A 14,701-nucleotide genomic window follows, 5' to 3' on the forward strand; every position below is an offset into this window, starting at 1 on the left:
GGGGTCGCCGCCGGTTTCTCGACGCCATGAGCCGAGTCGTATTAAGCAGGACCGAGGGTGGTGATGCAAGGGCGAATCCGAGGGGATTTTGGCCATTTCCACCGGCCCGATACGGTGGGCGGAAATATTTTCAAATGCCTGGAAACAAATGCCCGGTGGCCAAAAAAGCCAGCTCCGCTAGGCTTGCCCCCGACGCGTCACACAGGTTGTCGCAATAACCCATCGCATGGAGCGAGCAGTATGTATTTCGAGATTTACAGGCAATCCAGGGGCACCCCGAGCACCGGCAAAGGACAATGGCGCTGGCGGTTGAGGGCGGGGAATCACGAGACCATCGCCAGTGGCGAGTCGTATGTGAACAAGGCCGATTGCCTGCATGCCATCGGGTTGATCAAAGGGGTTGAGGGTGAGACGCCGGTGAAGGAGATTTAAACCAGTCCTGCACCCGATTCTTGGGTTGAACTCACTGGCCCCTTCGCGAGCAAGCCCGCTCCCACATTAGATCGCATTCTTCCAGGAAGAACTCGGTTTAATGTGGGAGCGGGCTTGCTCGCGAAGGGGCCCAAAAGAGCAACATCAAAATGTCAGGTACATCGCCGGCTCAGACCGGCAACGGATACAACGCCTCATCAAACTGCGCCAACCGCGGAAACTGCATAGGCTGGTCATCGTTCAAGTGTTCCAGACGTTGCTGATAGCTCGTCAGGAATTCCTTGCGCGCCTCGTCGCTGATGTACGGCACATGCCAGGCCACGAACGGTTCCAGGACGTCGAAACCGACATACGCCAGCGTGCCGCGCAGGATCGGCCGCAGCATGTCTTCCAGCGGACCATGAATCGCGCCGTCCCCGAACATGTGCTCGCGCCCGCCCAAGGTGACGGTCACCAGTGCCTTCTTGCCGCTCAAGCCGCCCTGATCGTAAAAGCGCTTGCCGCCGTAGCAAATCCCCGACACCAGCACCCGATCGATCCAGCCCTTGAGCATCGCCGGCGCCGAGAACCAGAAAATCGGGAAATTGAGGATCAGCAGGTCCGCCCACAGCAACTTGTCGAGTTCCTGCCGGATGTCCGGCGCCAGCGACTGGCTTTTCACACCCAGCCGTTGCTCCAGCGCATACACCAGGTACTGCGGGTTTTCTCTCGAAGAAAAGTCATCCGCACTGGCTACCGGGTTCCAGTTCATCGCGTACAAGTCGCTGACCTGAACCTCATGTCCTTGGGCTTCAAGTGTCGTGACAGCTTGGTCACGCAGGGCAGCGGTGAAGGATTTCGGCTCCGGGTGAGCGTGGACGATCAGTACTTTCATGACAATTCCTTAAACATTGACCAGCGTTGAGTTTGAAGTCGGTAACGCGCGCACATCCAACGAACGGTCACACCTGAATCGCCTTCACTTCAACGAACTCGTTAAGTCCCTCTTCTCCCCACTCCCGGCCATTGCCCGATTGTTTGTAGCCGCCGAACGGCGCCTGATAATTGAACGCTGCGCCGTTGAGGAAACACTGCCCGGCACGCAATTGCCGCCCCAGATGCAACGCGCGCTCGGCGTTGCCGGCCCAGACACCGCTGGACAGGCCGAACGGCGAATCGTTGGCGAGCTGAATCGCCTGCGCTTCATCGGTGTAGGGAATCAGGCACAGCACCGGGCCGAAGATTTCTTCCTGGGCGATGCGCATCCGGTTATCGACATCGGCGAACAGCGTCGGGCGGACGTAGAAACCACGCTCGAAGGTCTCGGCCGTGTCGCCGCCGCACACCAGCCTTGCGCCCTCCTGTTGGCCGACCTGAATGTAGTCACGCACGGTGCGCCGTTGCGCCGCCGAACACATCGGCCCGAGGAAGCTTTGCGGGTCCAGCGGATCGCCCATGCGCAGGCTTTGGGTTTCGGCGATGGCCAGTTCCACGGCTTCGGCGTAACGATTGGCCGGCAGCAGCATGCGGGTCAGCGCGGTGCAGGTCTGCCCGGAGTTGATCATCACGTCTTGCACGCCGTAGCGTACGGCGGCGGCGAAGTCGGCGTCTTCGGCAATCAGCAGCGGCGACTTGCCGCCCAGTTCCAGGCACACGCGCTTCACCGACGGCGCGGCGGCTTGTGCCACGCGAACCCCGGCGCCGGTGGAGCCGGTGAACGACACCATGTCGACGTCCGGGTGCCTGGCCAGCGCTTCACCGACCTTGGAACCCGGCCCGCTGACCAGGTTGAACACACCGGCCGGCAAGCCGATGGCTTCAATCATCTGCGCCAGCAAAAAGGCGTGCAGCGGAGTTTCCTGGCTCGGTTTGACCACCACCGTGCAACCGGCGGCCAGCGCTGGGGCGAGCTTGCCGATCAGTTGATGCAGCGGGTAATTCCACGGGTTGATAAAGGCGCACACGCCCACCGCTTCGCGAATCACCAGCGAGTTGCCGACCTCACGCACTTCGTCCATCAGGCCGGCCAATTCGACGTACTGCTCCAGTCCGGTGATCGGGCCGTCGACTTGCACGGAGTGACACCATTGCACCGGCATGCCCAGTTCAGCGGTGATGACCGACGCCATCTCGTCAGCCCGCGCACGTAACTGCTCGGCGAGGGCGCGGATGTAACCGGCACGCACACTCGACGGCGTGCGCGACCATGAACTGAACGCCTTGCGTGCGGCGGCCACCGCGTTGTCGACATCGCGCTCATCGCCCAGCGGCACCGAGCCTGCGACTTCTTCAGTAGCCGGGTTGATCACTTCGGCGATGCCCTGGCCTGACGGGGTTTGCCAGCGGCCATCGATAAACAGCGCTTTATGGTTATGCATAAACCTGAGACTCCAACAACTCAGTGGCGCAACGGGTGATGCGCTGGCAGGCGTCACGCAACGGTTGCGCGCCCAACACCAGCCCCAGGCGAATGTGCCCGGCGGCGCTCGGACCGAAAGCTTCACCGGCCAACACCGACACACCGTGGCGGTCGAGCAAGCGGTCGGCAAACGCCTGGGCGCTGAGTCCGGTGCCGCGGATATCGACCATCACGAACATCCCGCCATCGGGTTTCAAGGCACGCACACCGGGGCAATCGGCCAGGCATTCGCAGACCAGATCACGGCGTTGGCGATAGGCTTCGCGCATCGCCTCCAGCTCGGGCAAGTGGCTTTCGAGGGCGACGACGGCGGCGTCCTGCACGAAGTCCGGCAAGCCGTAGAGCATGCACAGTGCGAGGTTTTCCAGGTGTGCCGCGAGCGCCGGTGGTGCCACCGCCCAACCGATGCGCCAGCCGGTCATGGCGTGGGATTTCGACAGGCTGTTGAGCGTCGCGGTGCGCTCGGCCATGCCCGGCAAACTGGCCGGGCTGACGTGCTCGCCGTCGAACAACAGTTCGCTGTAGACCTCATCGGAAATCAGCCACAGATCGTGGGCGATGCACAGGTCGGCCAACGCCTGCCAGGTGGCTCGGGACAAACTGGCGCCCGACGGGTTGTGTGGACTGTTCAGCGCCAATGCCCGAGTGCGCGGCGTAATGCGGGCAGCGACGTCTTCGGGCAGCACGCGGAAACCGTTTTCAGAACGCACGGGCACTGGAATCACCACGGCGCCACAGGCACCGAACACCGCTTCATAGGTCACGTACATCGGCTCGGCGACGATCACTTCATCGCCGGGGTTAAGCACGCATTGGGCGACGCTGAACAACGCGCATTGCGCGCCAGCCAGGACGATGACCTGCTCGGCCGAAACCTGTTGTCCGCTGCGCCGTCCGTAGTGTCTGGCGATGCTTTCACGCAAGGCGCGTTTGCCACGCACGTCGGCGTAGTGGGTGTTGCCGGACAACAGGCTGTCGATGGCCGCCTGCACGATCGGCGCCGGGGTGTCAAAATCCGGGTCGCCGACCGACAGCAGCAGAATGTCTTCACCCTGCTCTTGCAGCGCGAGTGCGCGGTAATGAATGTCCCACGCGGCAGCGCCGTCACCGGCGATGCGTTGAGTCAGATCGGAAAAGCGCATGGCGATACCTCTGCCAGAAAATGAAAATCAGTGCGCGCACGCATGCTTGAGTTCGATCAGTGTCACGCCGTTGCGCTTGAAGCCGTGGCGCAGATCGGTCTGCAGCTCGGCCAGGCTTTGCGGCTGGTTCACGGTGCAGCCGAACGCACGACCGAGGGCAGCGAAATCCGGGTTGCGTGGCAGTACGCCAATCGGTTCGATGTCGAGCCCGAGCATGTCGTCGCGAATCTGCCCCAGCGCGTCGTTGTTCCACAACAGCACCACCAGCGGGCTGTCGAGCTCTTCGACAGCGGTCGCCAATTCTTGCGCGGTGTAGAGGAAACCACCGTCGCCGACCAACACCAGACCCGGCCGCTGCGGCGCGCCGAACTTGGCGCCGATGCCCGCCGGCAAGCCATACCCCAACGTGCCGTAGCCGGTGGGGTGCAACCAACTGCGCGGTGCCAGACTGTTGAAGGCGTAGTTGCCGGTGTAGGCCAGTTGGGTCATGTCGGTGCTGATGAACGCATCGGTCGGCAACTCGGCGGCGATCCGGTCGAGAATTGCCTGGTGGATCGACTGTAATGGGCCGTGGCCGCTGGTCACGGCGTCACGCAAGGCCGCGACGGCAGCCATCGCCGCGCTGGCATCACGCGCGGTGGACGGCAGACGTTCCAGCAACGCGGCGAGGGTGTGTTGCGCATCGCCGTGCAACGCCACCGCGCACGGGTAGAAGTCGTTGAACTTGCGCGGGTCGATGTCCACGCGCAGCAGTTCGGCATTCAGCGGCAAACGTTCGCGCCAGAAATCGGTGTCGGCCATTTCGGTGCCGACCGCCAGCACCACGTCGGCCTCGGCGATCAGGTTCCAGCCAGGTTCGACGCACAGGGTCGAGCCCGCGTTCAGCGGTGCATCCGGTGGCAACAAACCTTTGCCGGCGACGCTGGTGAACAGCGGCGCGGCCAGTCGGGTGCTGATATCTTGCAGTGCTTGCTGCGCATTCAACGCGCCACCACCGGCAATGATCATCGGCCGCTTGGCGTTTTGCAGCTTGGCCACGGCCTCGTCCAGCGCTGTGGTTGAGGCGGCGCCACGACCCGGGCGACGGACCACGTCGTTGCTCCAGTCGCGGCTGATTTTTGCGGACAACACGTCCAGCGGCACCGAGATGTGCACCGGGCGCGGACGCTCGCTGTCGAACACCGCGTAGGCGCGGGCGATCAACTCGGGCAGGTCTTCGGCGCTCAACGCGACCGCCGAGAAGGCGGTGATCGGCGCGGTGATCGAGCGCTGGTCCTGGGTTTCGTGCAGGCACCCCCAACCCTTGCCGAGGCTGGCGGTGTGGTTGACGCTGGAAATCACCAGCATCGGAATCGAGTCGGCATAGGCCTGGCCGATGCCAGTCGCGGCATTGGTCACGCCGGGGCCGGTGATGATGAAGCACACGCCCGGTTTGCCACTGACCCGTGCGTAGCCGTCGGCCATGAAACTGGCGCCTTGCTCGTGGCGGGTCAGGACGTGGCGAATGCCGCTGCCGGGCAGGCCGCGATACAACTCCAGCGTGTGCACGCCGGGAATCCCGAACACGGTGTCGACGCCGTAGTTGGCCAGCAGACGCACCAGGGCCTGGCCGCCGGTCAATGTTGTGGTTTGCATGTTCACATCCTCACTCGTGGCCAAGGCGAATCAACGCATCGACCGCAGTCGTGCCAGCGGCACCGACCAACAATGGGTTCACATCGAGTTCCAGCAACTGCCCGGCGTTCTCGCAGGCGTAGTCGGCCACCGCACGGATCGCCGCGACCAGCGAATCCAGGTCCGCCGCTTCGCGACCGCGAAAGCCTTGCAGCAATGCGGCACTGCGCAGGCTCAAAACAGCCTTGCGGATGGCGCCGTCGGTGGTCGGCAACAGCAGGCTGCGACTGTCCTTGAGCAACTCCACCAGAATCCCGCCAGCGCCGATGACCAGGGCCAGGCCAAAGTCGTTTTCGCGCTTGATGCCGACGATCAATTCAGCCAGCGGCGGCTTGGCCATCGGCTCCAGCAGCACTTGATCGAACGGCACCTGCGGTGCGTACTCGGCAATGCTTGCGCGCATTTTTTCCAGGGCGGCGCTCAGGGCGGTGGCGTCCTTGATATTCAACGTCACGGCGCCGGCTTCGGTTTTGTGTGGAAGTTGCGTGCTGACCGCCTTCAGAACCAGCGGATAACCCAACACGTTGGCGTTACTCAGCGCGTTGTCCGGCGTGCTCAAGACGCCGTTGGGCGTCGGCAGGCCAAAGGCGCGCAATGCTTTTTTCGACTCCCACTCGTTGAGCAGGCGTCCTTCGCCGACCAAAGCGTGCGGACAGTGCGGCACCAGCGCCGATTCACCGAGCGCCAGCAGCGCCTGACGATTGCGCTGATAACCGGCGATTCGCCCCCACGCCGCCAAGCCATCCTCAACGCCTTGCAGCGCTGCCACGCCCTGCACATGCAGACGTTCACGGGCGTGGACCGGCAGCAATTCGGGAAACGCCGAGGTGACGAAACCGGTCTTGCCGTGGCGTACCAATGCGGCGCAATACAGCTCCAGCAGTAGGTCGCATTCCTTGCGCTCACCGGTGAACTCAGCCGGGTAATCGAGCACCAGCATCGCGGCGTCGGCTTCGGTGCGCAGGGCGCTGTCGAGCATGCGGTTCAAGGCTTCGCCGTCGCCCCAGATCGCCGTGGTGAAGTCCAGCGGATTGACCAGGTTGGCGTAGGTGGGCAGCACCTGCGCCAGTTCTCCGACCTGGCCTTCGTCGAGCTTGGGCAGGCTCAAGTCATTGCGTTCGGCGTAGTCGGCAATCAACCCGGCATCACCACCGGAACAGGCCAACGCGATCAGGCTGTTGCCCGCCGGCAACTGGCCGCACGCCGCGGCTTTCAGGGTTTCGACAAAACTCACTGGGCCACTGACGCGGATCACGCCGAGGCGCGCAAACAAACTGTCGTACAGCGCATCGGAGCCGGACAGCGAACTGGTGTGACTGAGCGCCAGTTCGGCACCGATCTGCGACACGCCGGTTTTCAGGGCGATGATCGGGATGCCTTTCTCCAGCGCCTTGTGGGCGGCGCGGGCGAATCCCGGCACGTTTTTCAGGCCTTCGAGGTGCAAGCCGATGGCCGTGACGCGCGGCTCATCGAGCAACACGTCCATCAATTCAGCGATGCCCAATTGCGCCTGATTGCCGACGGACGCCATGTAGGCCACTGGCAACGAACGGTCGCTCATCGACAGGTTGTAGGCGAAGTTGCCGCTCTGGGTCAGCACGGCGACGCCCTTCTCCACCGGTTTGCCGCCATGAGCCACCGGCCACAGCGCGGAGCTGTGCAAGTAGTCGAGCAAGCCGTAGCAGTTGGGGCCGAGCAACGCCATGTTGCCAGCGGCTTTGAGTAATTGTTGCTGCAAGGCCTGGCCTTCAGCGCCGGTTTCGGCAAACCCGGAGGCATAGCAAATCGCTCCGCCTGCGCCCTTGGCCGCCAGTTCGGCGACGCAGGTCAGGGTCAGTTCACGGTTGGTCGCGATGAACACCGCGTCCGGGCCGCACGGCAGTTCGGCGATGCTGCGTACACACGGCACGCCTTCAAGTGTGTCGTGCTGCGGATTGACCAGCCACATCTCGCCTTGGTAGCCACCTTCGGCGCAGCGCTTGAGCGCGCGAGCCATGCTGCGGCCACCGACAAACGCCAGATGGCGCGGTGCGAGCAGGCGTTTAAGGTTGTCACGAATCGTCTGCGACATAAAAATTCTCCGGGCCGATCAGCGCAACAGCGGCCGCAGTAATTCGCGGGAAATGATGTGGCGCTGGATCTCCGAGGTGCCTTCCCAGACCCGCTCGATCCGCGCGTTACGCCAGATGCGTTCCACCGGGCATTCATCCATCAGGCCCATGCCGCCGAAAATCTGCACCGCCTCATCGGCGACCTTGCCGAGCACTTCACTGGCGAACAGTTTGGCCATGCCGGCCTCGCCATCGGTCATGGTGCCCTGGTCCATTTTCCACGCGGTGTGCAAGGTCAGCAGTTCGGCCGCGCGGATCTGCGTGACCATGTCGGCGAGCTTGAACGAGACACCTTGATAGGTACCGATCGGCTGGCCGAACTGCTTGCGATCCGCCGCCCATTGCAGCGACACATCCAGTGCCCGTTGCGCCTGACCGACGCAGTTGGCGGCAACCATGACGCGCCCGGCGGTCAGCCAGGCGTTGGCCACGTCCCAGCCCTTGCCGACTTCACCGAGCACTTTGGAAGCGGGGACGCGGCAGTCGTCGAAGAACATTTCGTAGGTGTGGTAGCCACGGTTGCTCACGCACTTCGGACCACGGCGGATGGTCATGCCCGGCGTGTTGCGGTCGACCAGGAACGAGGTCACGGCATTGCGTTGGCGGCCGTTGTGTTCGTAGGTGTCGGTGACCGCGAAGACAATGGCGAAATCGGCGTGGCCGGCGTGGCTGATGAAGTGTTTGCTGCCATTCAAAATGAAGTCATCACCGTCGCGGACGGCACGGGTCTTGATCGCGTTCGCATCGGAACCGGCACCCGGTTCGGTCAGCGCGAAGCAGTCGATTTTCTCACCCTGGATGCACGGCAACAGGTAGTCGTTGATCTGATCACCCGTGCAGGCCATGAGGATTTTCGACGGCCGTGCGACGAACACATGCAGCGCCCATGAGACCTTCGACAGTTCACGTTCGATCAATGCCTGCGACAGGTAGTCCAGACCACCGCCACCGACTTCTTCCGGCATGTTGAAAGCATAGAAACCGGCGGCGATGGCCTTGCCGCGAATCTGCGCCGCCAGCTCCGGGGAGACTTCGTCGGCACGGTCGACCGCTTCCTCATGGGGCAACAGTTCCTTGGCGACAAAACTGCGTACCGCGTCCACCAACATTTCTTGTTCTTGGGTCAGTTGGAAATTCATGGGGCTACCTGTTGTTCGTGTGCTGGAGGTGGTGTCGGGGCTTAGCGACCGATGAATCGGGCCGGGCGTTTTTCGATGGAGGCGCGCAGGGCTTCGTTGCCGTCTTCGCTGCGACCGCACAACAGGCCGGCGGCGAGTTCGGCTTGCAGTTGCTCGGGCAGGCTGCGCTGGGCGCCTTCACGCATGAGTTTTTTGGTCTGGGCGAACGCGAAGGTCGGGCCATTGGCCAGGCGGGTGGCCAGTTCGGTGGCGACGTCGAACAGTTGCTCATCCCCGCAGACTTCGCCGACCAGGCCGGCGGCCAGAGCACGATCAGCACCCCACAATTCGTCGAGGAACAGCAGGCGTTTGGCTTGTTCGGTGCCGATCAGCCGTGGCAGATGCCAACTGGCACCGGCGTCCGGCGAGTAGGCCATGCTGGTGTAACCGGCCTTGAAGCGCGCCGATTGCGCAGCGATGCGCAAGTCGCAGCACAGCGTCAGGTCCATGCCGGCGCCGACGGCGGTGCCGTTGATGGCGGCAATGGTCGGTTTTTCCAGGCTGTACAAACGGCTCATCAAAGCGTGAGCGGTTTCGGTCCAGCCGTAGGTTTCGAGGGCGCCACGGGCTTCCGCTTCGGCCCACTCGGCGAGGTCGGCACCGGCACAGAAGCTGCGACCGCTGCCGGTCAACACAACGACGCGCACGGCGGGGTCGGCGTTGAATTGGTCCAGCAAGGCGTGGAGGTTTTTCAGGGTCGGGATGTCCAGCGCATTGCGCTGGGCGGTGCGATTGAGGGTGATCCAGGCAATGCCGGCTTCGACCTGACTGAGCAGAGAAGATTGAGTAGTCATGCGAATCCTCGAATTATTGTGATTGGTCTGAGGTGGTGCGACTTGAAGCCATACTAAACGAGTGTTCAGTAAGGCGGCAATCGGCAGGAAAATTAGCTGTAACAGCTTAAAAATCTGTCTATCTGTTTGAATTTAACGGATTTATTTTATTCAGTCGGCGCCATGAGGATGACGCTGTTACAACTTCGAACAACTGCCTACAGCCCGCCGCAAAACAACTGTGGGAGCGGGCTTGCTCGCGAAGAGGGCCTGTCAGTCAACATTGATGTCAACTGACAGGCCCTCTCCGCGAGCAAACCCGCTCCCACAGGTAATGCGTTTTGAATCAGGGAATTAAACGGTGGGCAAACTCGGCGCCAGCACCGCTTCGCGCTTGCGATGAATCAGGAAGTACGCGCCATAACACAGCGCAATAAATCCAAAGCCCCAGTACAGCGAAGGCCGTTGCGTTTCATCCAGCGCCAGGAACACAAACAGCGAGCAGCACAACGCGATGCACGTCAGCGGCAGCAGCGGGAACCACGGCGCGCGGTATTTCAGGTCGCTGAGCTTGCCGCCATCACGCAGATAGGCCCTGCGAAATTTGTACTGCGCCAGCGCAATCACAATCCAGGTCACCGTGCCAGACATACCACTCACCGCCATCAACACCATGAACAGCGTGTCCGCCGCGACAAAACTGGTCATCAGCGACACCAGCGCAAAGCACAAGGTGATGCTCAGCGCCCGCAGTGGAACGCCGCGCTTGCTCAAGGGCGACAGGCTTTTCGGCGCCATGCCGGTCTTCGACATCGCCCACAGAATGCGCGTAGAGGCATACAGGCCGGAGTTGCCCACCGACAAAATCGCCGTGAGAATCACGAAGTTCATCAGGTCAGCGGCATAAGGAATGCCGACCATGTCGAACACCTGCACGAACGGACTTTCCATCAACCCGGCCTGCTGCCACGGCACAATTGCCGACAACACCACAATCGCCAGCACATAGAAAATCAACACGCGAAACACCACGTTGCGCACTGCGCGCGGGATGCTTTTCTCCGGCTGATCGGTTTCGCCAGCGGCCACGCCCATGATTTCGCAGCCCTGAAACGCGTAGACCACGGTCATCATCACCGCGAACACTGCTGACAGGCCGTTGGGGAACAGTGAGTCGCCGATCAGGTTGCTCGTCATCGGCGCCGGTGCACCGCTGGTCAGCGGGATGGCGCCGAAGATCACCAGCACGCCGACGACGATAAAGCCAAGGATCGCCGCGACCTTGATTCCGGAGAACCAGTATTCCGCTTCACCGAAGGCGCGGGTCGCCAGTGCGTTCAAACCGAACAGCACCACCACGAACAGCGCCGACCAATACCAGATCGGCACCGCCGGAAACCAGCGCGTCATCAACATGCCCGCCGCCGTGAACTCCAGACCCACGGTGGTCGCCCAGCTCATCCAGTACACCCAACCGATCATGAAGCCGGTGGCCGGCCCGATGAATTTGGTCGCGTGGGTCTGGAACGAGCCGGACACCGGCATTTGCACGGACAGTTCGCCCAGGCAGACCATCACCAGGTACATCAGAAAACCGGCGACCAGATACGCCAGAATCGCCCCCACCGGCCCGCCCTGGTTGATCGTCACGCCGGAGCCCATGAACAGCCCGGTGCCGATCACGCCGCCCAGCGACAACATGAAAATGTGCCGGCTTTTCAGGGCGCGGGTGAGTTGGATGCCTTTGGTTTCGGTAGATTCGTTCATGTCCGCACCTCAATAATCAGCAAGGGATGCGGCATGGCGCGGGGAAGGTTCAGCTTTACGGCAGTTCATTATTATTATCTCCAATAAGCTTCGAAGACCGCGCTGTGGCGGTTGCCTCGATTATTGGAAGCGCATGTAAGGTCTGGTTGACCGTAAAGATCGAAGTTGTAAAAAGTCGTAACGAACTTGTATCTCAGCGGCGCAAAAGGTCCGCCAGCGTCTGCTGCGAGACTCTCAGTTGCTCCTGAACCTTAGGCGCCAGCGCCCGCAATGCCGACTCGTCGTTGACCATCGCGGCCTCTTCCAACGCGCGCAACACATTGGCCAAACCGCGAAAGCCCAGTGAGTCGCTGCTACCGGCCAGTCGATGCGCCAGGTGGGCGACTTCAGTGCAGTCGTCGGCCTCGATGGCTTCAGTGAGTGCGTCGCGATGCTGATTGATCGAGTCGCGCAACACCGCCAGCAAGCCCTGAAGTTTCTGTTCACCGAGCAAGGCGCGATGGGTGTCCAGCAGCGGCCAATCCATCGCCTCGTCATCCGGTTGTGGCGTGGACACCGGCAATTGCCCGGCCAGCGCTTTTCGCAGGTTTTCGAGCTTCAGCGGCTTGGCGAGAATGCCATCCATCCCGGCCTCCAGATAACCGCGCATCAAGGTCGGCTGCACGCTGGCGGTCAAAGCGAAGATCCGCGTCCGACGGTTCGGGCCTTGGTTGTGGCGGATCAGTTTGCACAGCTCGACGCCGCTGATGCCCGGCAGGTGCACATCGAGCAGGATCAAATCGAAGGCCTGCCCGGCACAGTGCGCCAGCGCCTGTTCGCCTTCTTCGGCTAGCCAGACCTGATGCCCGTCGCGCTGCAACAAACCGCTGACCACCTCGCGGTTCAGCGCCACATCCTCGACCACCAGCACCTTCAGCGCCTGCACGGATTCGCTGCTCTGCGCGACCGTGGTGATGCCGGTAGACGCCTGCAAGGTCAGTTCGAACCAGAAACAACTGCCCCGCCCGACTTCACTTTCAACACCGATCCGTCCGCCCAATTGCTCGACCAGGTGTTTGCTGATCGCCAGCCCTAGCCCGGTTCCACCAAAGCGTTGCGCCACCTCTTCGCTGGCCTGGGTGAAGCGCTCGAAAATCTTTTCCTGCATGGCCGCAGCGATGCCGATGCCGTTGTCCGTCACGCTCACGCGCAGCCGTTGTCCGGTCTGTTCCGGACCTTGAGCAAGCAGCGCGACGTCGACCTCAACCTTGCCGCCTTCGGTGAACTTGATCGCGTTGGCCAGCAAGTTACTCAGCACCTGACGCAAGAATTGCTCGGCCCCATGATGCCGCTCGGCGACCCGTGGATCGATTCGACAGTGCAGCGTCGTGTCGTTGCTCAGCGCGCGCGGTTCCAGCAGGGTCAGCACCTCATCGAGCAGTTGCCGGATCGAGAAATCGACCGGTTCCGGATGGCTGACGCCCTCCTCCAATCGAGCGAAATACAGCACTTCATTGAGAATCGACAGCAGCCCTTCTCCCGCCTTGTACAGCGCATCCAGACGTTTACCGTCACGCTCATCCAGACGTGCGTCGCGCAGCAGTTCGGCCATGCCGAGAATGCCGTTGAGCGGTGTTCGCAACTCATGACTCATGGTCGCCAGAAAACGCGACTTGGCGAGGTTGGCGGCCTCGGCTTCGTCCTTGGCGCGCATCAGGCTGGCGGTGCGACGCTCGACCAGCCGGAGCAGTTCATCGCGGTTGTCTTGCAGGGCCAGCCGATCGGTTTCACGGCGGTCAATGTCACTGAGAATCGCTCGGCGCATGTCGTCCAGCGCATGGGCCACGGTGTCGATTTCGTCTTCGTGGGCGTGGCGGCGCTTGTCCAGATGCAACGGCTCGTGCCAGTCACCGGCAGCGATGCGTCGGGCAAACTCGGCCATGACTTGCAGGTGTCGGGTGACCAAGCGGTAGAACAGCCCCGACAACGCCACGGCCAGACCGCACAGAAACACGCTCATCCACAGCAGGCTGGTCAAACCGGTGGCGAACAGGCGCTGATGCACCGCACCCAGATCGGTGCTGACTTCCAACTGGCCCAAGTGCCGTTGCGGCCCGGTCGGCGGCTGATAATCCAATTCAAAACGCTCGATGCGTAACGGCCCGACCGGCTCGGCATTGCCTTGCAGCAAATCGAAATCGGGGCTGATCAGGTGCACCCGCGCCACATCGGAAAAATCCACCAGCCCGCGCAACTGCACGTTCAGTTGTTCCTGGTTCAAGTCCCAGAGACTGCGCTCCAGACTGGCCAGGTAACCGGCCCGAATCAGCTCCATGCGCGAGTCGATGTCGCGCATTTCGCGGCGGTATTCGAAGTACAGCTGCACGGTGCTCGCCAGCACGGTGAAACACAGGCTGAACAACAGAATGAACAGCAGCAAGCGCCGCAACAGGCCACCCGGACGCGCGCGGATCATTTGGAGTTCGCCGGCAAGTTGATCATGTCGCGGTAGGTGACTTCGCTTTCATTCAACAGACGGTCGACCTCCCCGGACTTGACCATGCGTTTGAGTTGCGTATCGATCTCCGGCATGCGAGTGGCCAAAGGGGATTGGCGTGAGACGGCCACGCGCAAATAGTCGACGCTCAAGGCATGGGGCAGCGCGACGATGTCTTGCGCGCCCGGCAGGTTCTCGACGTAAAGCTGACCGGTGCGCCGTTCCGAGGTGATGAAATCGATGCGCCCGCGAATCAGTTTGCCGAAGTTCTGGCCGCTGTCGGAGACCCATTCGATGTTCTGGTGTTCGGCAACCAAACGGTCGAAACCCACGCCGTAACTTTCACCGAACAGCAACCCGCCACGGTAGTTGGCCAGGTCCTCCAGACGCTCGAATTTCACCGGGTGCTGACGATTGATGAACAACGCAACCTCCTCGCGCAACACCGGCACCGTCGAAAAAACCATGCTCTGCTCGCGTTGCGCGGTGCTGTAGGCCAACACCACATCGACCCGACCTTCGGCGGCGTCGAGCAGGCAGCGTTTCCAGTTGCCGAGCACGACGATGTCGACGTCGTAGCCCAAACGACCGAAGAGGTTTTTCACCACGCTCGGGGCCAGGCCGCGCACGTGTCTGCCGTCACTCCAGGAGATCGGTGGGTACACCGGGTAGTCGCAGTAGCGAACTTTTTCCGCGGCCATCAAGCTGTTCGCGAACAACGCCAACAGCAGGCCAAACACCCGCCACATC

11 protein-coding genes are annotated in these 14,701 nt (G+C 62.1%); 1 reads left to right on the top strand and 10 read right to left on the bottom strand.

Going from position 1 to position 14,701, the window contains the following annotated elements; genetic code table 11:
• The first annotated feature begins 240 nt into the window (after nt 1-240).
• On the top strand, nt 241-432 hold the full coding sequence (locus tag EAH78_RS03915; protein ID WP_123433895.1) for a YegP family protein: 192 nt from the start codon (nt 241-243) through the stop codon (nt 430-432).
• Nucleotides 433-601: 169 nt separating this feature from the next.
• Here EAH78_RS03915 and EAH78_RS03920 read toward each other — a convergent pair whose 3' ends face one another.
• From EAH78_RS03920 to EAH78_RS03970, 10 genes are all read right to left on the bottom strand, one after another.
• A complete protein-coding gene (locus EAH78_RS03920; protein ID WP_140665931.1) occupies nt 602-1,306 on the bottom strand; it encodes an NAD(P)H-dependent oxidoreductase in 705 nt (234 codons plus the stop codon).
• A gap of 67 nt (nt 1,307-1,373) precedes the next feature.
• Nucleotides 1,374-2,789 carry an aldehyde dehydrogenase family protein gene (locus EAH78_RS03925; protein WP_140665934.1) on the bottom strand — a complete coding sequence of 472 codons (1,416 nt, stop codon included), beginning with the start codon at nt 2,787-2,789 and terminating at the stop codon, nt 1,374-1,376.
• The gene (locus EAH78_RS03930; RefSeq protein WP_140665937.1) at nt 2,782-3,972 is read right to left on the bottom strand and encodes a pyridoxal phosphate-dependent aminotransferase; all 1,191 of its coding nucleotides are present in this window, start codon (nt 3,970-3,972) and stop codon (nt 2,782-2,784) included. Before EAH78_RS03930 ends, EAH78_RS03925 begins: the two co-directional genes overlap by 8 nt.
• A gap of 27 nt (nt 3,973-3,999) precedes the next feature.
• On the bottom strand, nt 4,000-5,607 hold the full coding sequence (locus tag EAH78_RS03935) for a 5-guanidino-2-oxopentanoate decarboxylase (protein ID WP_140665940.1): 1,608 nt from the start codon (nt 5,605-5,607) through the stop codon (nt 4,000-4,002).
• A gap of 10 nt (nt 5,608-5,617) precedes the next feature.
• Nucleotides 5,618-7,717 (bottom strand): acetate--CoA ligase family protein, encoded by a 2,100-nt coding sequence (locus EAH78_RS03940; protein WP_140665943.1) that lies wholly within the window; start codon nt 7,715-7,717, stop codon nt 5,618-5,620.
• Nucleotides 7,718-7,735: 18 nt separating this feature from the next.
• Nucleotides 7,736-8,896 (bottom strand): acyl-CoA dehydrogenase family protein, encoded by a 1,161-nt coding sequence (locus EAH78_RS03945; RefSeq protein ID WP_059181450.1) that lies wholly within the window; start codon nt 8,894-8,896, stop codon nt 7,736-7,738.
• Between the two features lie 41 nt (nt 8,897-8,937).
• Complete coding sequence (locus EAH78_RS03950; protein ID WP_140665946.1) at nt 8,938-9,729, bottom strand: enoyl-CoA hydratase/isomerase family protein; 792 nt, start codon at nt 9,727-9,729, stop codon at nt 8,938-8,940.
• A 333-nt stretch (nt 9,730-10,062) separates the two neighbouring features.
• On the bottom strand, nt 10,063-11,475 hold the full coding sequence (locus tag EAH78_RS03960) for an amino acid permease (protein WP_140665949.1): 1,413 nt from the start codon (nt 11,473-11,475) through the stop codon (nt 10,063-10,065).
• Nucleotides 11,476-11,668: 193 nt separating this feature from the next.
• Complete coding sequence (locus EAH78_RS03965) at nt 11,669-13,930, bottom strand: ATP-binding protein (protein WP_140665952.1); 2,262 nt, start codon at nt 13,928-13,930, stop codon at nt 11,669-11,671.
• Nucleotides 13,927-14,700 carry a substrate-binding periplasmic protein gene (locus tag EAH78_RS03970; protein ID WP_140665955.1) on the bottom strand — a complete coding sequence of 258 codons (774 nt, stop codon included), beginning with the start codon at nt 14,698-14,700 and terminating at the stop codon, nt 13,927-13,929. Before EAH78_RS03970 ends, EAH78_RS03965 begins: the two co-directional genes overlap by 4 nt.
• Nucleotide 14,701 lies beyond the last annotated feature (1 nt).

The organism is Pseudomonas arsenicoxydans, assembly GCF_006438915.1.
GTDB lineage: Bacteria > Pseudomonadota > Gammaproteobacteria > Pseudomonadales > Pseudomonadaceae > Aquipseudomonas > Aquipseudomonas arsenicoxydans_A.

What these genes read in the sequence shown, in the direction of transcription:
- EAH78_RS03915 (WP_123433895.1), top strand. Translation starts at nt 241, where the DNA reads ATGTATTTCGAGATTTACAGGCAATCCAGGGGCACCCCGAGCACCGGC.
- EAH78_RS03920 (WP_140665931.1), bottom strand. Translation starts at nt 1,306, where the DNA reads ATGAAAGTACTGATCGTCCACGCTCACCCGGAGCCGAAATCCTTCACC.
- EAH78_RS03925 (WP_140665934.1), bottom strand. Translation starts at nt 2,789, where the DNA reads ATGCATAACCATAAAGCGCTGTTTATCGATGGCCGCTGGCAAACCCCG.
- EAH78_RS03930 (WP_140665937.1), bottom strand. Translation starts at nt 3,972, where the DNA reads ATGCGCTTTTCCGATCTGACTCAACGCATCGCCGGTGACGGCGCTGCC.
- EAH78_RS03935 (WP_140665940.1), bottom strand. Translation starts at nt 5,607, where the DNA reads ATGCAAACCACAACATTGACCGGCGGCCAGGCCCTGGTGCGTCTGCTG.
- EAH78_RS03940 (WP_140665943.1), bottom strand. Translation starts at nt 7,717, where the DNA reads ATGTCGCAGACGATTCGTGACAACCTTAAACGCCTGCTCGCACCGCGC.
- EAH78_RS03945 (WP_059181450.1), bottom strand. Translation starts at nt 8,896, where the DNA reads ATGAATTTCCAACTGACCCAAGAACAAGAAATGTTGGTGGACGCGGTA.
- EAH78_RS03950 (WP_140665946.1), bottom strand. Translation starts at nt 9,729, where the DNA reads ATGACTACTCAATCTTCTCTGCTCAGTCAGGTCGAAGCCGGCATTGCC.
- EAH78_RS03960 (WP_140665949.1), bottom strand. Translation starts at nt 11,475, where the DNA reads ATGAACGAATCTACCGAAACCAAAGGCATCCAACTCACCCGCGCCCTG.
- EAH78_RS03965 (WP_140665952.1), bottom strand. Translation starts at nt 13,930, where the DNA reads ATGATCCGCGCGCGTCCGGGTGGCCTGTTGCGGCGCTTGCTGCTGTTC.
- EAH78_RS03970 (WP_140665955.1), bottom strand. Translation starts at nt 14,700, where the DNA reads ATGTGGCGGGTGTTTGGCCTGCTGTTGGCGTTGTTCGCGAACAGCTTG.